The following is a 22701-nucleotide window of genomic DNA, read 5'->3' as shown; positions in this document are numbered from 1 at the left end:
TGCGGGCAGCGTGTGGCTGGTCGCGCAGTTCCTCCCCCAGCCTTCGGCCGGGGGTACCCCCAGCGCCCCTGAGTTTCTCCGCTCCCGTCCGGAAGAGCCTGCCGCGGCGTTGAGGCCGGCCTCTTCCGACGGGAACGTTCGTGTCGGTGCTCAGCCCGTGCGGCGCAGTGCCTCGGAGAGGCGGGCCGCCGCGTCGATGACCGCCTGCGCGTGCATGCGCCCGGGGTGGCGGGTCAGGCGCTCGATGGGCCCGGAGACGGAGACGGCGGCCACCACCCGGTTCGAGGGGCCGCGCACCGGCGCCGACACCGACGCCACGCCCGGCTCGCGCTCGCCGATCGACTGGGCCCAGCCGCGGCGGCGGACACCCGAGAGGGCCGTCGCCGTGAAGCGGGCGCCCTGGAGGCCGCGGTGCAGCCGCTCCGGCTCCTCCCAGGCCATCAGGATCTGCGCCGAGGAACCGGCCTTCATCGTCAGCGTCGAGCCGACCGGCACCGTGTCCCGGAGTCCGGACAGACGTTCCGCGGCGGCCACGCAGATCCGCATGTCGCCCTGGCGGCGATACAGCTGCGCGCTCTCTCCGGTGATGTCACGGAGGTGCGTCAGCACCGGGCCCGCCGTCGCGAGCAGGCGGTCCTCGCCGGCCGCCGCGGCCAGTTCCGCGAGTCGCGGACCGAGAATGAAACGGCCCTGCATGTCGCGTGCCACCATGCGGTGGTGTTCCAGGGCCACGGCCAGCCGGTGGGCTGTGGGCCGTGCCAGTCCGGTGGCCCCGACCAGACCCGCGAGGGTGGCCGGACCGGACTCCAGGGCGCTCAGGACAAGGGCCGCCTTGTCCAGGACGCCGACGCCGCTACTGTTGTCCATGCAACGATACTCACGTCTCACTCTGTGAAACGCAAGTTCAATTTTCCGTGGAACGCGCCACCCTGGAATCACACGGTGGCCCGCAGACCAACGGGCCCGGCGGCGGACGCCCGGAACCACGACTTCAGGGGCCCGGTACACGGGCAGCCGCCTCCTCAAGATCTCTAGTTGGGCCGGTGCACGTCTGCCGGCCGGAGGGAAAGCGATGGGTAGGACACTCGCGGAGAAGGTCTGGGACGACCACGTCGTCCGGCGCGCCGAGGGCGAGCCCGACCTCCTCTTCATCGATCTGCACCTGCTGCACGAGGTGACCAGCCCGCAGGCCTTCGACGGGCTGCGCCAGAACGGCCGCCAGGTGCGCCGCCTCGACCTCACCATCGCGACCGAGGACCACAACACCCCGACCCTCGACATCGACAAGCCCATCGCGGACCCGGTCTCCCGTGCCCAGCTGGAGACGCTGCGCAAGAACTGCGCCGAGTTCGGGGTGCGCCTGCACCCGCTGGGCGACGTCGAGCAGGGCGTCGTGCACGTCGTCGGCCCCCAGCTGGGCCTGACCCAGCCCGGTACGACCGTGGTCTGCGGCGACTCCCACACCTCCACGCACGGTGCCTTCGGCGCGCTGGCGTTCGGCATCGGCACCTCCCAGGTGGAGCACGTGCTGGCCACCCAGACGCTGCCGCTGGCCCGCCCCAAGACCATGGCCATCACGGTCGACGGCGAACTGCCCGACGGCGTCACCGCCAAGGACCTGATCCTGGCGATCATCGCCAGGATCGGTACCGGCGGCGGCCAGGGCTACATCCTGGAGTACCGCGGCTCCGCCATCGAGAAGCTCTCGATGGAGGCCCGGATGACCATCTGCAACATGTCGATCGAGGCCGGCGCCCGCGCGGGCATGATCGCCCCCGACGAGACCACCTTCGCCTACCTCAAGGGCCGTGCCCACGCCCCCGAGGGCGAGGACTGGGACGCGGCGGTCGCGTACTGGAAGACGCTGAAGACGGACGCGGACGCCGAATTCGACGCCGAGGTGCACATCGACGCCGCCGCGCTCTCGCCGTTCGTCACCTGGGGCACCAACCCCGGCCAGGGTGCACCGCTTTCCGCGGACGTCCCCGACCCGGCTTCGTACGAAGACGCTTCGGAGCGCTTCGCCGCCGAAAAGGCCCTGGAGTACATGGGGTTGGAGGCCGGCCAGCCGCTGCGCTCGATCAACGTGGACACCGTCTTCGTAGGCTCCTGCACCAACGGCCGCATCGAGGACCTGCGCGCCGCCGCCGAGATCCTCAAGGACCGCAAAGTCGCCGACGGCGTACGGATGCTGGTCGTCCCCGGCTCCGCGCGGGTCGGTCTGCAGGCCGTCTCCGAGGGCCTGGACGTGGTCTTCAAGGACGCCGGCGCCGAATGGCGGCACGCGGGCTGCTCGATGTGCCTCGGCATGAACCCCGACCAGCTGGCCCCCGGCGAGCGCTCCGCGTCCACCTCCAACCGCAACTTCGAGGGCCGGCAGGGCAAGGGCGGCCGTACCCACCTGGTGTCCCCGCAGGTCGCGGCCGCCACGGCCGTCCTGGGCCACCTGGCCTCGCCCGCCGACCTGTCCGACGCCGACGTTCGCACGCCCGCTGGAGTCTGATCAGCCATGGAAGCATTCACCACGCACACCGGCCGGGCCGTCCCGCTGCGCCGCTCCAACGTCGACACCGACCAGATCATCCCTGCTCACTGGCTCAAGAAGGTGACCCGGGACGGCTTCGAGGACGGTCTGTTCGAGGCCTGGCGCAAGGACGAGAACTTCATCCTCAACCGCCCCGAGCGGCAGGGCGCGACCGTCCTGGTGGCCGGCCCCGACTTCGGCACCGGCTCCTCCCGCGAGCACGCCGTCTGGGCGCTGCAGAACTACGGCTTCAAGACCGTGATCTCCTCCCGCTTCGCCGACATCTTCCGGGGCAACTCGCTGAAGAACGGCCTGCTCACGGTGGTCCTGGACCAGAAGATCGTGGAGGCGCTGCAGGAGCTCACCGAGAACGACCCGCAGGCCGAGATCACCGTCGACCTGGAGGCCCGCGAGGTGCGCGCCGAGGGCGTCACCGCCTCCTTCGAGCTGGACGAGAACTCCCGCTGGCGGCTGCTGAACGGCCTGGACGACATCTCCATCACCCTCCGGAACGAAGCCGACATCGCCGCCTACGAGGCCAAGCGGCCGTCGTACAAGCCGCGGACGCTCCAGGTCTGAGCCGGCGCCGCTTCGGCGTGAACCGACACATCTGAATACGGCTGGTTTCAGCCACCGCAACACCCCTCCTGTACCCCCGATCGCCACGATTGGGGGTACAGCCATGTCTGCACCCGAACGGGCGCTCGCGTTGTCGCAGGTCTTGCCAACTTCCCACGTTAGGGCGGATGTTGTCGGGGTACGTGAGTGCTGTGTCCGCGGCTTCCGCAAGTGCCCGGAAGGCCATTTGAGGCGCCAGTTGCACCCTGCGCAGGCGACAACTCGCCCCAGATGGCACAATCTGTGCATGGAACACGACGGCCAACTCCAGCTCTATGCGGCGGTCGCGGACCAACTCAAGGAAGCGCACACAAAAGTGCGCGCACTGCAAGTCCCGGAGGGCGTACGGATGGCGCTGACCCGGAAGCTGCTGGTCATTACGGCCGCGGCCAAACACGACGTCGTCGACGCGGCACGGCGGCTCGAACGGTTCAACGCGGACCTCGACGCGGGTCGAATCCCCGAAGAGGACCGCTGACCGGACCGTACGAGCCGGCCGAGTCCGTTGCGGCACAAGGGTGATAAGCCCGTTTCGTGTTTGATTTGCGGTATATATCTGCCTAACGTGCGAAAAAGCTTGAACACATTCGTTCTGGCGATGTCTCCGAAGGGGAAGACGTGAACAAGGCGCAGCTCGTAGAAGCGATTGCCGACAAGATGGGCGGCCGCCAGCAGGCCGCCGAGGCTGTCGACCATGTCCTGGACGCCATCGTCCGCGCGGTCGTCGCAGGTGAGCGGGTCTCGGTCACCGGCTTCGGGTCCTTCGAGAAGGTGGACCGCCCCGCCCGCTACGCCCGCAATCCCCAGACGGGCGAGCGGGTTCGGGTCAAGAAGACCTCCGTGCCGCGCTTCCGTGCCGGTCAGGGCTTCAAGGACCTGGTGAGCGGCTCCAAGAAGCTCCCGCGCGGCGGTGAGGTCGCGGTCAAGAAGGCGCCCAAGGGCAGCCTGACCGGCGGCGCTTCGGCGACGGTGAAGAAGGCGGCGGCGAAGAAGACCACCGCGAAGAAGGCCACGGCGGTGGCGAAGAAGACCGCCGTGAAGAAGACGGTCGCCAAGAAGACCACCACCGCTGCCGCGAAGAAGACCACGGCGGCGGCGAAGAAGACCACCGCGGCGGCCAAGAAGACCACGGCGACGGCGAAGAAGGCGGCCGCCAAGAAGGCGCCGGCCAAGAAGGTCACCGCCAAGAAGGCGCCGGCCAAGAAGTCGACGGCGCGGAAGGCTACCGCCAAGAAGACGACAGCCGCACGCTGAGGCGGGGCCCGCTCGGCAGCGGGGTCGGGATACTCACGCGACGGGCCGGATTCCCTGGGGGAGTCCGGCCCGCGGTGTGTTTGAGGGATGCGCGTCGTGTTTCGGGTGCGGCGCCGTGGGGGGCTGGTCGCGCAGTTCCCCGCGCCCCTGGGTATCTGCACTCAGAGCGTCTGCAAAGTCACCAGGGTGATCCGGAGGTCGGCTCCGGCCCCCTCCGTCTCGATGCGTACCCGCTGCCCGGGGCGCAGCAGCCGCAGGCCCCCCGCGTCGAACGCCGGGCCGTCGAAGGGCACCGGTGTCCCGTCGTCGAGGAGTACCTGGCCGCTGCGGGTCTCGGGGTCGTACGTGTATGCGGTCGCCTGCATGAGCGCAGCCTACTGGTCCGGGATCAGCAGGCGGGCCGCCACCGCGGCCGTGCGGGGGCCCACGCCCAGGGCCAGGGCCGCGCGCAGGTCGGCGCCGGTGTCCACGTCCTGGCGTACCGAATCCACGTCCACCAGTCGCAGTTCCGCGGCGCCCGAGGCGGTGTGCCGGGCGCGGGAATCCGGGCCGAATGCCGGCGCCAATTCATGGCCGGGAGTCGCCGCCAGCAGAGTGGTGCCGATTGCCGCGGCGTCCGGGAGAAAAGCGCGCGGGAATTCCGCGGCCGCGTCGAGCACCCGGGCCAATTCCAGTGGGCGGACGGCCGGGAGATCGGCGTTCAGGGCCGCCACGGGGCTTTCCGGTCGCGATGCCCGGACGGCCGCCGCCCCGTGCCGCAGTGCCGCGTTCAGGCCGCCTCCCGGCGTGTCCGGGACGATGCGCGCACCCAGCGCCGACAGCTCGCGGCCGGCCAGCGTGTCGTCCGTGACGACCGCCACATCCTTCACCGACAGGCAGGCCAGGGCCGCTGCCACGGTGTCCTGGGCGAAGGCGAGGGCCAGCGACGGACGCACACCGTCCGCCGCGGTGTCCGCGAGCCTGCTCTTGGCACGGGCCAGAGGCTTGAGCGGGATGACCAGGGTCCACTGCACAGTCGTACCGTCCCTCCCTTGTTGCCTCATTGTCACCCGGGCCCACGGGGCGGTCGCGACGCCGAGGCGTACGGTGTTCTCGACAGGCCGGCGGGCCGGGGCCACACTTCTTCCCGATCCCAGGCCGGGAAGAAGTCCTAGAGGAAGGTGTCCGCGTGCCCCGCCGGAGAATCGGCTTCTGGTACCGCTTCGCTGCGGTGCTCTGCAAACCTCCGCTGGTGGTTCTGATCAAGCGGGACTGGCGTGGAATGGAGAACATTCCGGCCGAGGGCGGTTTTATCACCGCGGTGAACCACAATTCCCACATCGACCCCTTCGCCTACGCCCACTATCAGTACAACACCGGCCGTGTTCCGCGATTCCTCGCGAAGAGCGGGCTTTTCAAGAAGGGATTCGTCGGCGCCGTCATGCGGGGCACCGGCCAGATCCCCGTCTACCGCGAGTCCACCGACGCGCTGAGCGCCTTCCGGGCCGCGATCGACGCCGTGGAGCGCGGTGAGTGTGTCGCCTTCTACCCCGAGGGAACGATCACCCGCGACCCGGACCAGTGGCCGATGACCGCCAAGACCGGTGCCGCCCGGGTCGCCCTGCAGACCAAGTGCCCGGTGATCCCGGTCGCCCAGTGGGGCGCCAACGAACTGCTTCCCCCGTACGCGAAGAAGCCCAACCTGCTGCCCCGCAAGACGCACCACGTGCTCGCCGGCCCGCCGGTCGACCTCACGCGCTTCTACGACAAGGAGATGACCCAGGACGTCCTCAAGGAGGCGACCGAGGTCATCATGGCGGCCATCACCCGCCAGCTGGAGGAGATCCGCGGCGAGAAGGCTCCCGAGACCCCCTACGATCCACGCCAGGTGCGGATCGAGCAGCGCCGCCGCACGCGTGCGCAGAGCGGTCTGGAAGAGGAGAGCGGCAAGTGAGCAAGCCTGCCAAGGCGGCGGTCTTCAGCGCGGGTTCGTGGGGTACGGCGTTCGGGATGGTGCTCGCCGACGCCGGGTGCGAGGTCACCCTGTGGGCGCGGCGGGCGGAGGTGGCGGAGGCCGTCAACTCCGGTCGTACCAACCCCGACTACCTGCCGGGTGTGGAACTCCCCGGGAACCTGAGGGCCACCACCGACCCCGCCGAGGCGGCCGCCGGTGCCGACTTCACGTTCCTGTCGGTGCCGTCCCAGACCATGCGGGCCAACCTCGCCGAATGGGCGCCGCTGCTCGCGCCCGACACGGTCCTGGTGTCCCTCATGAAGGGTGTCGAACTCGGCACCACCATGCGGATGAGCGAGGTCATCCAGGACGTCGCCAAGGTCGCCGCGGACCGGGTCGCCGTCGTCACCGGCCCCAACCTCGCCCGGGAGATCGCGGCCCGGATGCCGGCCGCCGCCGTGGTCGCCTGCACCGACGAGACGGTCGCCCGGCGGCTCCAGGCCGCCTGCCACACGCCGTACTTCCGGCCGTACACCGAGACCGACGTGGTCGGGTGCGAGCTGGGCGGCTCGGTGAAGAACGTCATCGGCCTCGCCGTGGGCATCGCCGACGGCATGGGGCTCGGCGACAACGCCAAGGGGTCGCTCATCACGCGCGGTCTCGCGGAGACCGCGCGGCTCGGCATCGCCCTCGGCGCCGACCCGCTGACCTTCTCGGGGCTCGCCGGGCTCGGTGACCTGGTGGCCACCTGCTCCTCCCCGCTCTCCCGCAACCACACCTTCGGCACCAACCTCGGCAAGGGCATGACCCTGGAGGAGACCATCGCGGTCACCAAGCAGACCGCCGAGGGCGTCAAGTCCTGCGAGTCGGTGGCCGATCTGGCCCGCCGGCACGGCGTGGAGATGCCGATCACCGAGACGGTCGTCGACATCGTGCACGAGGGCAAGCCGCCGGTGGTCGCTCTCAGGGAGCTGATGTCGCGCAGCGCGAAGCCCGAGCGACGCTGAGCGAACCCCTCCTGTCTTTGCTCGTTCGTCTCCGGGGCGCCGGCTCACTCGGGCCCTGCCGACGCTGTCTCGGGGCTCTACCACCGGGTACTCTCAACGCGATATGAGCACCCAGAACCTCCCCCAGAGCCCTGAGCAGCCCGCTCGCAAGCCGCGCGTGGCCGTCGTCTTCGGCGGCCGCAGCTCCGAGCACGGCATCTCGACGGTCACCGCCGGAGCCGTCCTGAGCGCCATCGACCGGACCAAGTACGACGTCCTGCCGATCGGTATCACCCGGGAGGGCCGCTGGGTGCTCACGGCCGACGAACCCGAGCGCATGGCCATCGCCGAGCGCCGCACCCCCGAGGTCGGCGACCTCGCCGAGTCCACCGAGGGCGGCGTGGTCCTCCCCGTCGACCCGGCCAGCCGCGAGGTCGTCTACAGCGAGCCCGGCTCGGTGCCCAAGGCGCTCGGCGAGGTCGACGTCGTCTTCCCGGTGCTGCACGGCCCGTACGGCGAGGACGGCACCCTGCAGGGACTCCTGGAGCTGTCCGGCGTCCCGTACGTCGGCTCGGGCGTGCTCGCCTCGGCCGTCGGCCAGGACAAGGAGTACATGAAGCGGGTGTTCGCCTCCTTCGGGCTCGGCGTCGGCCCGTACCTGGTGATCCGCCCCCGGGAGTGGCAGCAGGACGAGTCCGCCGCCCGCAAGCGGATCGTGGACTTCGCCGGCGAGCACGGCTGGCCGCTGTTCGTGAAGCCCGCGCGTGCCGGTTCGTCGATCGGCATCACCAAGGTCGACGGCCTCTCCGGCCTGGACGAGGCGATCGCCGAGGCCCAGTCCCACGACCCGAAGATCCTCGTCGAGGCGGGCATCCGCGGCCGTGAGATCGAGGTCGGCGTCCTGGAGTTCGAGGACGGCCCGCGCGCCTCGGTCCCGGCGGAGATCCCGCCGCCCTCCGAGCACGCGTACTACGACTTCGAGGCCAAGTACATCGACTCCACCCCCGGCATCGTCCCGGCCCCCCTCACGCCCGAGGAGACCGCCGAGGTCCAGAAGCTCGCGGTGGACGCCTTCGAGGCTGCCTCCTGCGAGGGCCTGGTCCGCGCCGACTTCTTCCTCACGGAGGACGGCGACTTCGTCATCAACGAGATCAACACGATGCCGGGCTTCACCCCGATCTCGATGTACCCCCAGATGTGGCAGGCGACCGGCGTCACCTACCCCGACCTGGTCGACCGCCTGATCCAGGCCGCCCTGAACCGTTCGACGGGCCTGCGCTGACGCGGCCCCTTGGGGGCGCGGGGAACTGCGGGAGCAAGCACGGACGACGCGCGGCCGACAGGCGACCTTGAACGCCACGGCGTCAGTCGACTGCGGCGCCGTCGTGGCTGGTCGCGCAGTTCCTCCCCCAGCCTTCGGCCGGGGGTACCCCCAGCACCCCGTACGGGGCGCTGCTGCCTAGTCGGCAATCCCTTCCGGAATCGCCTTCTTGATGGACGGCGCCAGGCTCACCAACGGCGCCATGCCATCGGCGGTCCGCCCCGCGGGGATCGTCACCTCGACGTACGCCTTCCGCAGCGTCGTGGTGAACCGAAACGATTTGTCGGACTCCTGTTCCAGCAGCCACCCGACCCCGTTCACCTCGACCCCGTCGGCCTCGGCGTCAGCCATCTTCGCAGGCCGCTCGACACCACAGCGCAGTATGATCGCCGGGTCGCCACCCCAGCCGGCGGTCAGCGCGGAGGCCGGTTCGGGATCACGCCGGCCCAGCTTGTCGACCTTCGTCGGCAGCACCCGGTCGAGGCGATCGCAGAGCGTCGCAACCGCCCCGCCCGGACGGGGAACCGCCGCCGACGGGGCGTCGTCTGCTGATGAGCAGCCCGCTGCCGCGATCATCAGCGCGGCGAGCGCGGGCAGACCGAATGGCCGGTGACGGAAGAAGTTCACCGGCCAAGGGTAGACGGGGGCTACAGATGGACGACCGGGCAGGTCAGGGTACGCGTGATGCCGTCCACTTGCTGGACTCTCGCGACCACCAGCCGACCCAGCTCGTCGACCGTCTCCGCTTGCGCGCGCACGATGACGTCGTACGGTCCTGTCACGTCCTCGGCCTGGATGACCCCAGGGATCTTGCTGATGATCTCGGCGACGGTCGACGCTTTGCCGACCTCCGTCTGGATCAGGATGTACGCCTGTACCACGGAACCTCCAGGGCGGCCACGAGGATCATGTGGGGAAAAGGAACGCCACGGTATCGCGTCGCCGCTCACCGCGGGGAGACCTGCGCGGACAGGGGCTTGCGCGCCGGGGTGCAGGCACGACAGATGTTGACGGTCACCTCGACCGTATCCACGACGACGGTGACGCGCGAGCGGGCACGGCCAGGCAGAGAAGGGGCGAAAGGGCAATGAAGGGCACTGTTGGTGAGCTGGGGGAGTTCGGGCTCATCAGGGAGCTCACCTCCCGTCTCACCACCACTCCGGCGGTCCGGGTCGGCCCCGGCGACGACGCCGCGGTGGTCGCCGCGCCCGACCGCCGGGTGGTCGCGAGCACCGACATCCTGCTGGAGGGCCGGCACTTCCGCCGCGACTGGTCCACGGCCTACGACGTGGGCCGCAAGGCGGCCGCGCAGAACCTCGCGGACATCGCCGCCATGGGCGCCGTGCCGACCGCGCTGCTGCTCGGCCTGGTGGTGCCCGCCGAACTCCCGGTGACCTGGCCCAGCGAGCTGATGGACGGCATCCGGGACGAGTGCCAGGTGGCCGGTGCCTCGGTGGTCGGCGGCGACGTGGTGCGCGGCGACACGATCATGGTGTCGATCACCGCGCTCGGCGACCTGCGCAACCAGGAGCCGGTCACCCGGGCCGGCGCCCAGCCCGGCGACCTGATCGCCGTCACGGGCTGGCTGGGCTGGTCCGCGGCCGGCTACGCGGTGCTCTCCCGCGGCTTCCGCTCGCCGCGGGCGTTCGTGGAGGCGCACCGGCGCCCCGAGCCGCCGTACCACGCGGGCCCGGCCGCCGCCGCGCTCGGCGCGACCGCGATGTGCGACGTGAGCGACGGGCTGATCGCCGACCTCGGTCACATCGCCGAGGCCAGCAAGGTACGGATCGACATCCGCTCCGGCGCCATCGACATCCCGACCCAGATGAACGACATCGGCCAGGCCGTCGGCGTCGACCCCATCCAGTGGGTGCTGACCGGCGGCGAGGACCACGCGATCGTCGCCACCTTCCCGCCGGACGTGAAGCTGCCCGCCCGCTGGAAGGTCATCGGCGAGGTCCTCAACCCGTCCGCGCTGCCCCAGGTGACGGTCGACGGCGCGCCGTGGACCAGCAAGGGCGGCTGGGACCACTTCGGGGACATCGAGTCGTGAGCCTGCCGCGCGTACTGACGGTCGCGGGCTCCGACTCCGGCGGCGGGGCCGGGATCCAGGCCGACCTGAAGACGATGCTCGCGCTCGGCGTGCACGGCATGAGCGTGCTCACCGCGGTGACCGCACAGAACTCGACGGGCGTGCAGGGGGCCTGGGAGCTGCCGGTGGCGGCCGTCCGCGCCCAGTACCGGAGCGTGGTGGACGACATCGGCGTCGACGCGGTGAAGACCGGGATGCTCGCCTCCGCCGAACTCGTGGAGGCGGTGGCCGAGTTGCTCGCGGGGACCGACGCGCCCGTGGTCGTCGACCCGGTCGGCGTCTCCAAGCACGGCGACCCGCTGCTCGCCGCCTCCGCCCTGGACTCGGTCCGCACCAGGCTCCTCCCGCTGGCCACCGTCGCCACCCCGAACCTCGACGAGGTGGCCCAACTCACCAGCGTCCACGTCGAGTCGGAGGCCGATCTGCACCGGGCCGCGGCGGCCGTGCTGTCGTACGGCCCGGCCTGGGTGCTGATCAAGGGCGGGCACCTGCCCGGCGAGGCCGTCGACCTGCTCACGGACGGCACCGACGAACTCCTGCTGCGCGCTCCCCGGTACGACAACCGGCACACCCACGGCACCGGCTGCACCCTCGCCTCCGCGATCGCGTCGCAGCTCGCGAAGGGGCAGTCCGTGCCGGAGGCGGTGACGGCGGCCAAGGAGTACGTCACCGGGGCGATCGCGGCCGGGTTCGCGCTCGGCGCCGGGATCGGGCCCGTGGACCATGGCTGGGCCCTCAGGACACCGGCAGGGCCGGGTACTCCCGCAGCCTGATGCCGGTGGCCGCCGTCTCGGTCATCTTCTTGGAGAACCGGGCCGGCGGACGGGAGGCGAGCACCCGGTACATCCGGTCCCGGCTGCGGATGCGCCGCTCGGCCGGCGGGGCGCGCCCCTGTCGAAGGTGACGTCGACGCCCTGCGGGTCCTGGGCGAGGGAGGCGATCGAGTCGCCGAAGACGTACTCGACGTCGTGCCGGCCCCGCCCGGGCCGGTCAGCGTGAGCAGCCGGGAGGCGGCGAGGCAGGCGGCGATCCGGGCGAGCTCCGGTTCGCGGCCGACGAAGCGGGTGAGCCGGACCGGCAGGCGGGGCCGCTCGGGCGCCGTGCCCCGCGGCAGCTCCAGATGGAGCGCGGACAGCTCCGGGGAGGGATGGGTGCCCCAGCCGGTCGGCGAGCGTGCGGCGGGCCTCCTCGTACACCGTGAGGGCCCCGGCGGGGCGCCCGGCCGCGTGCAGGGTCCGCGTCAGCTGCCCGTACAGCCACTCGCTCAGCGGCCGTCCGGCCGGCAGCGCCCGCAGCTCCGGCACCAGCTCCCGGCCGCCGCCGAGCGCCAGGGCCGCCTCGATCCGGTCCTGTACGGCGGCCAGCCGCAGCTCTTCGGGACGGCTGGACGCGGGCACGGCAAAAAGCCGGCCCACCCGGAGGTGGACCGGCTCTGTGCAGCGAACCAGCGATGGCCGCGCGCTCAGCGACAGTGCGTCAGCGCGAGACCTTGCCGGCCTTGATGCACGAGGTGCAGGCGTTCACGCGCTTCGGCGTCCCGCCGACCACGGTACGCACACGCTGGATGTTCGGGTTCCAGCGGCGGGACGTACGGCGGTGCGAGTGCGAGATGTTGTTGCCGAAGCCCGGCCCCTTGCCGCAGACGTCGCAGTTGGCAGCCACGGGTCACTCCAAAGACTTCAGATGCACTTACGGTTGAATCCCGGCGTGCCGGGATCGAGATTCTGGGATCAGAGATCTTGAGTGGCGTTGCCAGGGAATGGCCCGATCGGATCGGGCAACCGGAGCAGCATACAACGGCTGCGTCCGTTAGACGAAACTAGCATGGCAGCTCAGGGGCCCGCCCCCGGCCCTCTTCCGGCGGACACCCTTCCGGGGTCTACGCTGCGTCCACGTTCGGCCGGCTCAAGGAGGCGCAGGTGGCGCAGGTGCCGCAGACATTCTTCGATGCTCTCGCGGTACGCACCTGGTGCGCACTGTCGCTCGGCGCGCTCGGGCGGGCGCGCGAGGAGATCGACGCGATCAACGTCTACCCGGTGGCCGACGGCGACACCGGCACGAACCTCTACATGACGGTGGAGTCGGCCGCGGGGGCCGTGGAGGCCGTCTTCGCGGGCTACGAGCTGGGCGAGGAGGTGCCGACCCTGGCCGACGCCGTCCGCGCGATGGCGCACGGCGCCCTCATAGGCGCGCGCGGCAACTCCGGCACGATCCTGGCGCAGCTGCTGCGCGGCATGGCCCACGTCCTCACCGAGGGTGAGGCGACTCACATCGACGCGGCCGGGCTGCGGCTCGCCCTGCGGCACGCCGCCGACGCCGCCCGCGGGGCCGTCGCCCACCCCGTGGAGGGCACGGTGCTGTCGGTCGCGACGGCCGCCGCCGACGCCGCCGACGCGGCCGAGGGCGACTGCGGGGCGGTCGCGCGGGCCGCCTACGAAGGGGCCTGCAAGGCGCTCGCGGCGACCCCGGGACAACTGGCCGCGCTGGAGCGGGCCGGGGTGGTGGACGCCGGCGGGCGGGGGCTGGTCGCGGTGCTCGGGGCGCTGGTGGAGGCGTTCACGGGGGAGACACCGACGGCTTTCGACCTGCACGCGTACGTGCCCGGCCCGGCCGGCCACGCGCGCGTGGACGCCGTTTCCGGCGCCCTGGCCGACAACTGCGCGGAGCGCGCCGGCGGCCCCGCGTTCGAGGTCATCTACCTCCTGGAGGCCGAGGACGCCGCCGTGGACCGGCTGCGGGCCCGGCTCGACGCCCTCGGTGACTCCCTGGTGGTGGTCGGCGGCGACGGCCTGTGGAACGTCCACGTGCACGTCGACGACGCCGGCGCCGCCGTCGAGGCGGGCGTGGAGGCCGGACGCCCCTACCGGATCCGGATCACGCACTTCGGCGCCGGGGACGTGCACACCGGCGGGGCGCGGCCGCCGCGCGAGCGGGTGCAGCGGGCCGTGGTGGCCGTCGTGCCGGGGGAGGGGCTGGTGGGGCTGTACACCGACGCCGGCGCGACCACCGTGCTCGCCCGCCCCGGGGAGCCCCCCGCCAGCGGGGAACTGGTGGACGCCGTGCGGCGCGCCAACGCGCGCGAGGTGGTGCTGCTGCCCAACGACGCCGACCTGCGGCACACGGCCGCCGCCGCGGCCGAGCAGGCCCGCGCGGAGGGCATCCGGGTCGCCCTCATCCCGACCCGCTCGGCGGTCCAGGGCATCTCCGCGCTCGCGGTGCACCAGCCGGACCGCCGCTTCGACGAGGACGTCGTCCAGATGACCTCGGCGGCCGGCGCCACCCGCTACGCCGAGGTCGTGGTCGCCGAGCGGCAGTCCTGGACCATGGCCGGCATCTGCCAGGCCGGGGACGTCCTGGGCCTGATAGACGGCGACGTGGCCGTGATCGGCTCGGACGTCACCGCCACCGCCGAGACCGTCCTGGACCGGATGCTCCAGGCCGGCGGCGAACTGGTCACCCTCGTCCTCGGCGACGAGGCCCCCGCCGGCGTCGCCGACCGCCTGGAGGCCCGCGTGCGCGAGGCGTACCTCGCCGTCGACACGGTGGTCTACCCGGGCGGCCGGCAGGGGGCTCCGCTCCTCATCGGCGTCGAGTGAGCCCCTCTCCCGCCCGCCTTCACTCCTCCGTGGGCTCCAGCAGCTGCCGGGCCTCCGCCCGCCGGGCCCGGACCGTCTCGTCGGCCGGGTCGGCGCCCTCGTAGGCGTCCAGCACCGCACGCGCGCGTGCGGTCGCCGCGGAGGGCCGGCTGAGGTCGGCCTCCAGCCAGCCCGCGGCCAGTTCCGCGGCGGTACGGCTGTGCAGCCCGTCCTCGCCGAGCCCGGCGAAGACCGAGATCGCGGCAGCCATCTCCGCGAGCGCCTCCTCGAACGCCCCCTGGATCGCCGGATCGTCGGCGTCCTCCGGCACCGAACGGGCCAGCAGGTCACCGAACTGCCGGTGGGTGTGCCCGAGTTCACCGGCGAGCCGCTCCGCCGCGGCCGGGTCCCCGACGGCCTCCAGCGCCGCCTCGCACTCCCGGACCGCGTCCGCCATCAGCTTCCGCGCGCCCTCCGTCCCCGCCTCCGTCCGCAGCGCCAGCCAGGCGCGGGCCCGCAGCGAGCGCACCAGGAAGTGCACGTTGCCCATCTCCCGCCACAGCTCGCCCGCCCGCGTGTACGCCCGGTCCGCCTCCGCGGGCAGCCCCGCGTTGCCCAGCGACTCGGCCGCCAGGTGGGCCAGGGTGGCGTGGTCGTGCTGCTCGGGCCAGTGCCGGGCGATCTCGGCCGCCTGCAGCCGCCGTTCGGCCGCCGCGTGGTGCTCGCCCAGCTCGCTCAGGCAGTCCCCGAGCCACCACTGGGTCTGGACGACCGCGCCGTCCCCGTGCGTCTCCGCGCTCAGGTCGGCCAGCGCCGACTCCAGCACCTCGGCGGCCTCCGCGAACCGCCCCTGCCGCAGCAGGAAGCCGCCCAGCTGGTGCCGGGCCCAGGCGCCCAGCGTGCCGCTCTCCCCGGCCTCGTCGGCCCAGTGCGCCGCCTCCAGGGCGTGCTCGGCGGCCTCCTCGGCGGCGCCCCGGCCGCCGAGGACCTCCGCGAGCTGCAGATGCAGCTGCGCCCGCCCGACCGGCTCCACGTACGGCCCGCCGTGCTCCAGCGCCGCGCGCAGCGCCCGCTCCGCCTCGGCCAGGTCGCCCTGCTCATGAGCGAGCGCGGCCACCCGCACCTCGTACTCGACCGCGAACCACGGCAGCTCCGCGCCGACGAACTGCGCCGTCGCCTGCCGGAACAGCTCGCCCGCCCGCTCCCCGTTCCCGGCGTGCTCGGCCAGTTCGGCGAGCATCGCCCGCCCCTCGGCCGCCCGGGACACCAGCCGCACGTCGGACCCGCCGCGCCCGCCGACCAGCGCCAGCAGCTCCCGTACGGCCTGCTCGGCGTCCCCGGCGCCGGTGGACCTCTCGTGCACCCGGCGCATCAGGATGCGCGCCCGGCTCATCAGCACCGACGCCGTCTGCCGCACCCCGGTCGCGTCCTCCGCGTACAGCGCGAGGATCCGGTCGTACGGCTCGTCGACCGCGGCCAGCGCCTCGTCCAGCTCCCCCGACAGCGCGCGGACGTAGGCGGCACGCGCGCGTGCGGCGATCGCCTCGCCCTCGTCGCCCGCCTCCGCGTACAGCTCCGCCGCCCGCTCGAACAGCTCGACCCCCTCGGGGCCGCGCCCCATCGCCGTGTGGTCGGCGATCTCCGCGCGGACGTACGTGTCCACCTCGGTCTCCTCGGCGGCTTCCGCGACCGCCGCCCAGGCCTCCAGCGCGTGCGGCTGGAGCGTGTCCGACAGCCGGCGCGCCTCGGCCAGCAGCGCGGGCAGCGACGGCTGCTCCGGCCCCTCCGACTGCTCCCGGGCGGGCGCCGGGGCGACCGGAGTGCGGGGCCCGGCCGGCGCCGTCCGCGCCGCCCGCACACCCAGCGGCAGCCGGTCCACCAGCGGCTGCTGCGCCATCCGCTCGCGCAGCTGGTCGCCGACGTAGGAGGTGCCGTTGCGGGCGTCGAACCGCGCGGCCAGCTCCAGGGCCTCCGCGCGCGCGTGCCCGGCGAGTTCCCCGGCGGTCCACGTCCGCCCGGCGGGCCCCGGCACCCGCTGCCCGCCCAGCCCCAGCCCGGTCAGCCGGTCCATCAGCAGCGCCACCACCGCCAGGAAGTCCATCCGGCTGCGCGGCTGCCCGGTGTCCGTGAAGTAGGCGGGACGTTCCGCCAGCAGTTCCAGACCGCGCGCCTCGTTGCCGGTCAGCGCGCAGAACTCCACGTGGTCCGCGTAGGCGCCCCGCATGCTCTCCATGGGGCGGACGAGCCGGAAACCCCGCAGGTGGTGCGCGCGGGCCTCGTCGACGCGGCCGAGGCGCAGCAACGGGGCCAGGGAGGAGGCGAGCACCGTGTGCGGCTCATGGGCGCAGCTGTACTCGCCGTCCAGCACCGGGCCCCACAGCTCCAGGGCCTCCGCGTCCCGGCCGTTCCTCAGCTGCCAGCCGCCCTGGCCGTGCAGCTCGCACGCGTGGCAGTCGGCCATCCGGTCCCGGTCCGCCGCCAGCCAGGCCGCGTACGCCCGCTCCGCGCGCGGCAGGTCACCGACGTGCCCGGCGACACTGAACTCCGCGCTGCGCACCGCCCGCTCGGAGTGCCCGGCCAGCCGGTAGCGGTGCTCCATCTCGCCCAGCCACTTCTCGATCGAGGCGAGCGGGACGTGCGGCTGGTCGAGCATGCCGGCCGTCATCCACTTGAAGACCCAGTGCAGCGAATGCGTCTCGTACTCGTCGAAGTCCTCGGGCCGCTCGTCCCACATCCGCAGCAGCCGCGCGAACGGGACGAACATCTTGTCCTTCTCGGAGCTGTAGTTGTAGACCTTCAGCTGGTGCCCGAGCGCCTCGATCACGGCGAGCGGGATGTTCAGCTTCTCGGCCTCCGCCAGCAGCTGCTCCGCGCGCGCGTTGCGGGCGGGACCCTCCGGCTCCTCGGAGTTCTCCGCCATCGCCCGGCGCAGCGAGTCGAAGTCAGCAATCTCCATCAGCGATCGCCTTCCCCATGAGTGGCCCACTCCAGGAGGCCGATGAACGAGCGGTTGAGCAGCGCCGAGTCGGCCGGCCGCAGCGGGCGCTGGGCCATCAGCAGCGCCTGACCGTAGAGCGACTCGGTCGCGGTGCCGATCAGCTCCGGGTCCTTGAGAGCACTGATCCGCCGGATCAGCGGGTTGAGGTGGTTGAGCACCAGACGGGCCCGGGGCGCGCTGCCGCGCAGGGAGCCCAGGATGCCCGCCCACAGGTCGTCGGCCTGCTCCTCGGCCTCCGCACGGGCCTGTTCGTGGCGGGCGGCGCGGTCGTCTAGGTGGAGGGCGGGGACCGAGAGGGGGTGGAACGCTCTCAGTACAATGTCACATTGCAGTGGGTCGAGCTTCGCCCGCGCCACCCCCAGGAACCCCGCCACCGCCAGCTCCTCCGCCGGGTCCACGGCATCGAGATGCGCGGTCACGGTGTCCGCGTCCAGCTCGGCGACCACCGACCCGGGCCGCACCGACGGCAGCGCCTCGACCAGCTCGCTGTCGTACGTGTAACCGCCGTTGACCACCCCGACGCCCTGCGCGGAGGCGATCGGCGCGACCTGCCGGTACTCCTCGACCGTCCGCGTGAAGTGCACCACCGGATGCCGCTGCGCGAACTCCTCAAGGGACAGCTGCCCGTCGGTGGTCTCGAAGGGCAGCCACGGCAGCATCGTCCGCAGCATCTCCGGGTCGTGCCGGGCCAGCGACTTCACCCCGAGGTGGTGCACGGACAGGAACGCGGAGAGCCGTTCCGGATCACCGGCCGCAAGACCGGTCAGCCAGGACCGAATCCTTTCGCCGAGCGCCTCCCGTACGGCGGCCAGCGTCTCGTCCTCGTACAGCGACTCGCGCGAGGCGGTCGGCCGCAGACTGTCCGTGTCCAGGACGCAGCGCACGAAGAACGCCCAGTCCGGCAGCAGCTGTTCGGCCCGCTCGGTGAGCAGCATGCCCTTGAGGTGCACCCGGTGCGTGGCCCGCTGCGCCGGACTCACCGCCGACGGCAGCACGTACGCCACCCCCCGGATCCCGGCCAGCGGCACGTCAAGGGCGATCGAGTCCAACGGCGTGAACCCGAACAGCTCGTGACAGTGCCGGGCCAGCGCCACCCGCCGGGTACTGGGGGAGGGGTACGGCCGGTCCCAGGGCGCCGGCAGGTCGGTGACCGCCTCGTCGCCCACCCGGACGTCGTACGGCAGCAGCGACCCGAAGTCCCGCGCCAGCGCGAGCACCCGCCGCTCGTCCAGCCACTCCGCGGCGCCCGCCCGCGCCACCAGATGCACGGTGGTACCGGGCTCGGGCCGGGCCTCGGGCGCCAACGTCCGTACGGTGTACGACCCGTCGTCGCGGGCCGTCCACTCCACGGGCGGCGCGTCCGGCGTGCGGGCGCTGCGGCTGACCACCCGGATCCGCTCGGCGACCACGAAACAGGCCAGCAGCCCGATGCCGAACTGGCCCAGGAAGTCGGAACGGGCCTCCTGCAGCCCGTCGCCCCGCTTGGAGCTGCGCCCGATGGTCGCGAGCAGGCTGTGCACGTCGGACTCGGTGAGCCCGACGCCGCTGTCCTCCACCCGGAGGGCGCTGCCGTCGGCGTACAGCCGCACCCGCGCCGGGGCGTCGGGCTGTTCGGCCCGTCTCGCGGTGATCGCGTCCACGGCGTTCTGCAGCAGCTCGCGGAGGTAGACCTTGGGGCTGGAGTACAGGTGATGGGAGAGCAGGTCCACCAGACCACGCAGGTCGACCTGGAACGTATGAGGTGACTGTGATGCCTGGGATGACTGTGAGGTCTGGGAGTCCATCGTCGCTGCGCCGGAGGGGGGAAGACGTGGTCGGCGCGGGGTCGGGCGGTCCCGGGTGGGGTGGTGACCGCGGAAGGATGGCCGGAGCGCGCCATCCTATGACTCAAAACGGCCGTCTGACCAGGGGTTTCCCGAGACATATACGGCATTGTCAGTGGTGTGGTGTGCAATGGATCTCGTGCCCGCACTGGAAGAACCACTGAAGAAAGTGCTCGGCCCAGCCACCGCAAAGGTGATGGCCGAGCATCTCGGCCTGCACTCCGTCGGCGACCTCCTGCACCACTACCCCCGCAGATACGAGGAGCGCGGCCAGCTCACCCACCTCGCCGACCTGCCCCTGGACGAGCACGTGACGGTGGTCGCCATGGTCGCCGACGCCCGCCTGCACACCTTCGCCTCCGCCAAGGCGCCCCGCGGCAAGGGCCAGCGCCTGGAGGTCACGATCACCGACGGCAGCGGCCGGCTCCAACTGGTCTTCTTCGGCAGCGGCGTGCACAAACCCCACAAGGAACTCCTGCCCGGCACCCGCGCGATGTTCGCCGGCAAGGTCTCGGTCTTCAACCGCCGCCTGCAACTGGCCCACCCGGCCTACGAGTTGCTGCGGGGCGACGACCCGGACGAATCGGTGGAGAGCTGGGCGGGAGCCCTGATCCCCCTCTACCCGGCCACCGCCAAACTGGAGTCCTGGAAGATCGGCAAGGCCGTCCAGACGGTCCTCCCCAGCGCCCAGGAGGCCCTGGACCCGCTCCCCCCGCCGCTCCGCGAAGGCCGCGGTCTGGTCTCCCTCCCCGAAGCCCTCCTCAAGATCCACCGCCCGCACACCAAGGCGGACATCGCGGCGGCCCGCGACCGCCTCAAGTGGGACGAGGCCTTCGTCCTCCAGGTCGCCCTGGCCCGCCGCCGCCACGCGGACGCCCTGCTCCCCGCGGTGGCCCGCAGACCGGCCCCCGACGGCCTCCTGACGGCCTTCGACGACCGCCTCCCCTTCACCCTCACGGACGGCCAGCAGAAGGTCTCGAAGGAGATCTTCGACGACCTGGCGACGGAACACCCCATGCACCGCCTCCTCCAGGGCGAGGTCGGCAGCGGCAAGACACTCGTCGCCCTCCGCGCCATGCTCGCCGTCGTCGACGCGGGCGGCCAGGCGGCCATGCTCGCCCCCACCGAGGTCCTCGCCCAGCAGCACCACCGCTCGGTCACCGAGATGATGGGCGAGCTGGCCGAGGGCGGCATGCTCGGCGGTGCGGACCACGCCACCAAGGTCGTCCTCCTCACCGGCTCGATGGGCACGGCGGCCCGCCGGCAGGCGATGCTCGACCTGGTCACCGGCGACGCGGGGATCGTGATCGGCACGCACGCGCTGATCGAGGACAAGGTCCAGTTCCACGACCTCGGCCTGGTCGTCGTCGACGAACAGCACCGCTTCGGCGTCGAACAGCGGGACGCCCTCCGGGGCAAGGGCAAGCAACCGCCCCACCTCCTCGTCATGACCGCCACCCCCATCCCCCGCACGGTCGCGATGACGGTCTTCGGCGACCTGGAGACCTCGGTCCTGGACCAGCTCCCGGCCGGCCGCTCCCCGATCGCCACCCACGTCGTCCCCGCCGCCGACAAGCCCCACTTCCTGGCCCGCGCCTGGGAAAGGGTCGGAGAGGAAGTCGGGAACGGCCACCAGGCCTACGTCGTCTGCCCCCGCATCGGCGACGAGGAGGATGACCCCAAGAAGGCGAAGAAGTCCGCCGAGGACGAGGCGGAGAAACGCCCCCCGCTCGCCGTCCTGGACGTGGCCGACCACCTCGCCAAGGGCCCGCTGAGCGGCCTGCGCGTCGAGGTCCTGCACGGCCGCATGCACCCCGACGACAAGGACGCGGTGATGCGCCGCTTCGCCGCGGGCGACACCGACGTCCTGGTGGCCACCACGGTCATCGAGGTCGGCGTCAACGTCCCCAACGCCACTGCCATGGTGATCATGGATGCCGACCGCTTCGGCGTCTCCCAGCTCCACCAGCTGCGCGGCCGGGTGGGCCGAGGCTCCGCCCCCGGCCTCTGCCTCCTGGTCACGGAGATGCCGGAGGCGAGCGCGGCCCGCCAGCGCCTGACGGCGGTCGCCTCGACCTTGGACGGCTTCGAGCTCTCCCGTATCGACCTCGAACAGCGCAGAGAGGGCGACGTCCTGGGCCAGGCCCAGTCCGGCGCCCGCTCCAGCCTCCGCGTCCTCGCCGTGATCGAGGACGAGGAGATCATCGCGGAGGCGCGGGAGGAGGCGACGGCCCTGGTGGCCCGAGACCCCGAGCTGACCGACCTCCCAGGCCTGCGAACGGCCCTGGACGCCCTCCTGGACGAGGAGAGGGAGCAGTACCTGGAAAAGGGCTGAGCTGCCGCGCCCCTGAAATGGGCGCTGGGGGTACCCCCGGCCGAAGGCTGGGGGAGGAACTGCGCGAGCAACCCCCACGCACCTGCTGCCAAACTGAATCCGCAACCACCCCGAACCGAGGATTCAAGATGACCCGCGTGATCGCCGGCGCAGCCGGTGGACGTCGGCTGACGGTGCCGCCAGGCACAGGCACCCGCCCCACCTCCGACCGCGCACGCGAAGGCCTCCTCTCCACCTGGCAGTCCCTCCTCGGCGGCCCCCTGGACGGCGAACGCGTCCTCGACCTCTACGCCGGATCCGGCGCCGTGGGCCTGGAGGCCCTCTCCCGGGGCGCCGGCCACGCCCTCCTCGTGGAGGCCGACCCCAGGGCGGCCCGCGTCGTACGTGAAAACGTAAAGAATCTGGGGCTCCCCGGCGCCGAGGTAAGAGCGGGCAAGGCCGAGCAGATCGTCCGGTCGCCGGCGCCCGTACCGCCGTACGACATCGTCTTCCTCGACCCCCCGTACGCCGTCACGGACGACGATCTTCGGGAGATTCTCCTCACACTCCACTCCGAGGGGTGGCTCGCGCCGGACGCTCTCGTCACCGTGGAGCGCAGCACCAGAGGTGGCGTTTTCAACTGGCCGACCGGCTTCGAAGGCCTCCGGTCCCGTCGCTACGGCGAGGGAACGTTTTGGTACGGTCGCGCCGCCGCTACGTGCGAAGACGCACGATGACCGGACCGGAGAGCGAGGGATCTCAAGTGCGCCGCGCCGTCTGTCCCGGGTCGTTCGACCCGATCACCAACGGACACCTCGACATCATTTCCCGGGCGTCCCGTCTCTACGACGAGGTCTACGTCGCGGTGATGATCAACAAGTCCAAGAAGGGCCTGTTCGAGATCGACGAGCGGATCGACCTGATCCGCACGGTCACCGCCGACTACGGCAACGTCCGGGTCGAGGCGTTCCACGGCCTCCTCGTCGACTTCTGCAAGCAGCGCGACATCCCGGCCATCGTCAAGGGCCTCAGAGCCGTCAGCGACTTCGACTACGAGCTGCAGATGGCCCAGATGAACAACGGCCTCTCGGGCGTCGAGACACTGTTCGTGCCGACCAACCCGACCTACAGTTTCCTCTCCTCCTCGCTGGTCAAGGAGGTGGCCCAGTGGGGCGGCGACATCGCCCACCTGGTTCCGCCGGCCGTTCTGGAGGCCCTCAACAAGCGTCTCGGCAAGGACTGATGGGGCTACAGTCGTCCCGT

General features: G+C 72.0%; 21 protein-coding genes and 1 pseudogene. 13 read left to right on the top strand and 9 right to left on the bottom strand.

The genetic code is table 11. The annotated features are described in order from the left end of the window. Positions 1–150 precede the first annotated feature (150 nt). The gene (ndgR, locus tag ACFZB3_RS47125; RefSeq protein ID WP_089098541.1) at positions 151–867 is read right to left on the bottom strand and encodes an IclR family transcriptional regulator NdgR; all 717 of its coding nucleotides are present in this window, start codon (positions 865–867) and stop codon (positions 151–153) included. A 205-nt stretch (positions 868–1072) separates the two neighbouring features. On the opposite strand from ndgR, the gene leuC reads away from it, so the two are divergent. From leuC to ACFZB3_RS47105, 4 genes are all read left to right on the top strand, one after another. Next, positions 1073–2503 carry a 3-isopropylmalate dehydratase large subunit gene (leuC, locus tag ACFZB3_RS47120; RefSeq protein ID WP_391389474.1) on the top strand — a complete coding sequence of 477 codons (1431 nt, stop codon included), beginning with the start codon at positions 1073–1075 and terminating at the stop codon, positions 2501–2503. A 6-nt stretch (positions 2504–2509) separates the two neighbouring features. Further along, a complete protein-coding gene (gene leuD / locus ACFZB3_RS47115; protein WP_391389472.1) occupies positions 2510–3103 on the top strand; it encodes a 3-isopropylmalate dehydratase small subunit in 594 nt (197 codons plus the stop codon). A 286-nt stretch (positions 3104–3389) separates the two neighbouring features. Further along, positions 3390–3620: a hypothetical protein gene (locus ACFZB3_RS47110; protein ID WP_391389470.1), complete on the top strand. Its 231-nt coding sequence runs from the start codon at positions 3390–3392 to the stop codon at positions 3618–3620. A 140-nt stretch (positions 3621–3760) separates the two neighbouring features. Beyond that, the gene (locus tag ACFZB3_RS47105; RefSeq protein WP_391389468.1) at positions 3761–4396 is read left to right on the top strand and encodes an HU family DNA-binding protein; all 636 of its coding nucleotides are present in this window, start codon (positions 3761–3763) and stop codon (positions 4394–4396) included. A gap of 161 nt (positions 4397–4557) precedes the next feature. Here ACFZB3_RS47105 and ACFZB3_RS47100 read toward each other — a convergent pair whose 3' ends face one another. Together ACFZB3_RS47100 and cofC are read right to left on the bottom strand one after the other, a co-directional pair. Continuing rightward, positions 4558–4761 carry a hypothetical protein gene (locus ACFZB3_RS47100; protein WP_391389466.1) on the bottom strand — a complete coding sequence of 68 codons (204 nt, stop codon included), beginning with the start codon at positions 4759–4761 and terminating at the stop codon, positions 4558–4560. A gap of 9 nt (positions 4762–4770) precedes the next feature. Continuing rightward, complete coding sequence (gene cofC, locus ACFZB3_RS47095; protein WP_391389464.1) at positions 4771–5409, bottom strand: 2-phospho-L-lactate guanylyltransferase; 639 nt, start codon at positions 5407–5409, stop codon at positions 4771–4773. A gap of 155 nt (positions 5410–5564) precedes the next feature. Between cofC and ACFZB3_RS47090 the strand changes: the two genes are divergently transcribed. The 3 genes from ACFZB3_RS47090 to ACFZB3_RS47080 all read left to right on the top strand — a co-directional run bounded on the left by ACFZB3_RS47090 (position 5565) and on the right by ACFZB3_RS47080 (position 8597). Beyond that, on the top strand, positions 5565–6329 hold the full coding sequence (locus tag ACFZB3_RS47090) for a 1-acyl-sn-glycerol-3-phosphate acyltransferase (protein WP_391389462.1): 765 nt from the start codon (positions 5565–5567) through the stop codon (positions 6327–6329). Next, positions 6326–7336 carry an NAD(P)H-dependent glycerol-3-phosphate dehydrogenase gene (locus ACFZB3_RS47085; RefSeq protein ID WP_391389460.1) on the top strand — a complete coding sequence of 337 codons (1011 nt, stop codon included), beginning with the start codon at positions 6326–6328 and terminating at the stop codon, positions 7334–7336. Before ACFZB3_RS47090 ends, ACFZB3_RS47085 begins: the two co-directional genes overlap by 4 nt. A 103-nt stretch (positions 7337–7439) precedes the next feature. Then, entirely contained in the window at positions 7440–8597 is a 1158-nt protein-coding gene (locus tag ACFZB3_RS47080) for a D-alanine--D-alanine ligase (RefSeq protein WP_391389458.1), read from the top strand. Between the two features lie 177 nt (positions 8598–8774). Here ACFZB3_RS47080 and ACFZB3_RS47075 read toward each other — a convergent pair whose 3' ends face one another. After that, positions 8775–9263, bottom strand: coding sequence for a DUF3515 family protein (locus ACFZB3_RS47075; protein ID WP_391389456.1), 489 nt, complete (start codon positions 9261–9263; stop codon positions 8775–8777). A gap of 20 nt (positions 9264–9283) precedes the next feature. Beyond that, positions 9284–9517 (bottom strand): Lrp/AsnC family transcriptional regulator, encoded by a 234-nt coding sequence (locus ACFZB3_RS47070; protein ID WP_093498875.1) that lies wholly within the window; start codon positions 9515–9517, stop codon positions 9284–9286. Between the two features lie 206 nt (positions 9518–9723). Between ACFZB3_RS47070 and ACFZB3_RS47065 the strand changes: the two genes are divergently transcribed. Together ACFZB3_RS47065 and thiD are read left to right on the top strand one after the other, a co-directional pair. Next, the gene (locus ACFZB3_RS47065) at positions 9724–10689 is read left to right on the top strand and encodes a thiamine-phosphate kinase (RefSeq protein ID WP_093498874.1); all 966 of its coding nucleotides are present in this window, start codon (positions 9724–9726) and stop codon (positions 10687–10689) included. Next, positions 10686–11501 carry a bifunctional hydroxymethylpyrimidine kinase/phosphomethylpyrimidine kinase gene (gene thiD / locus ACFZB3_RS47060; RefSeq protein WP_391389453.1) on the top strand — a complete coding sequence of 272 codons (816 nt, stop codon included), beginning with the start codon at positions 10686–10688 and terminating at the stop codon, positions 11499–11501. The genes ACFZB3_RS47065 and thiD overlap by 4 nt, the downstream gene beginning before the upstream one ends. 190 nt (positions 11502–11691) lie before the next feature. On the opposite strand, the pseudogene ACFZB3_RS47055 reads toward thiD, so the two are convergent. Beyond that, positions 11692–12113 (bottom strand): annotated as a pseudogene (locus tag ACFZB3_RS47055) (AfsR/SARP family transcriptional regulator); the annotation flags it as partial. A gap of 91 nt (positions 12114–12204) precedes the next feature. Next, a complete protein-coding gene (rpmB, locus tag ACFZB3_RS47050) occupies positions 12205–12390 on the bottom strand; it encodes a 50S ribosomal protein L28 (protein WP_003993230.1) in 186 nt (61 codons plus the stop codon). A gap of 257 nt (positions 12391–12647) precedes the next feature. Between rpmB and ACFZB3_RS47045 the strand changes: the two genes are divergently transcribed. After that, a complete protein-coding gene (locus ACFZB3_RS47045; protein WP_391389451.1) occupies positions 12648–14324 on the top strand; it encodes a DAK2 domain-containing protein in 1677 nt (558 codons plus the stop codon). A gap of 19 nt (positions 14325–14343) precedes the next feature. Here ACFZB3_RS47045 and ACFZB3_RS47040 read toward each other — a convergent pair whose 3' ends face one another. Both ACFZB3_RS47040 and ACFZB3_RS47035 read right to left on the bottom strand, forming a co-directional pair. Continuing rightward, a complete protein-coding gene (locus ACFZB3_RS47040) occupies positions 14344–17262 on the bottom strand; it encodes a tetratricopeptide repeat protein (protein ID WP_391389500.1) in 2919 nt (972 codons plus the stop codon). After that, positions 17259–19085 carry an HSP90 family protein gene (locus ACFZB3_RS47035; protein ID WP_391389449.1) on the bottom strand — a complete coding sequence of 609 codons (1827 nt, stop codon included), beginning with the start codon at positions 19083–19085 and terminating at the stop codon, positions 17259–17261. Before ACFZB3_RS47035 ends, ACFZB3_RS47040 begins: the two co-directional genes overlap by 4 nt. 169 nt (positions 19086–19254) lie before the next feature. Between ACFZB3_RS47035 and recG the strand changes: the two genes are divergently transcribed. The 3 genes from recG to coaD all read left to right on the top strand — a co-directional run bounded on the left by recG (position 19255) and on the right by coaD (position 22681). Continuing rightward, positions 19255–21459 carry an ATP-dependent DNA helicase RecG gene (gene recG, locus ACFZB3_RS47030; protein ID WP_391389447.1) on the top strand — a complete coding sequence of 735 codons (2205 nt, stop codon included), beginning with the start codon at positions 19255–19257 and terminating at the stop codon, positions 21457–21459. 128 nt (positions 21460–21587) lie between these two features. Beyond that, on the top strand, positions 21588–22175 hold the full coding sequence (gene rsmD, locus ACFZB3_RS47025) for a 16S rRNA (guanine(966)-N(2))-methyltransferase RsmD (protein ID WP_391389444.1): 588 nt from the start codon (positions 21588–21590) through the stop codon (positions 22173–22175). Between the two features lie 26 nt (positions 22176–22201). Next, positions 22202–22681, top strand: a complete 480-nt coding sequence (gene coaD, locus ACFZB3_RS47020) for a pantetheine-phosphate adenylyltransferase (RefSeq protein WP_362583540.1) — start codon at positions 22202–22204, stop codon at positions 22679–22681. Positions 22682–22701 lie beyond the last annotated feature (20 nt).

It is taken from the genome of Streptomyces sp. NPDC008092 (assembly GCF_042957285.1).
GTDB lineage: Bacteria > Actinomycetota > Actinomycetes > Streptomycetales > Streptomycetaceae > Streptomyces.
This window is presented reverse-complemented; position numbering and strand designations above follow the sequence as displayed.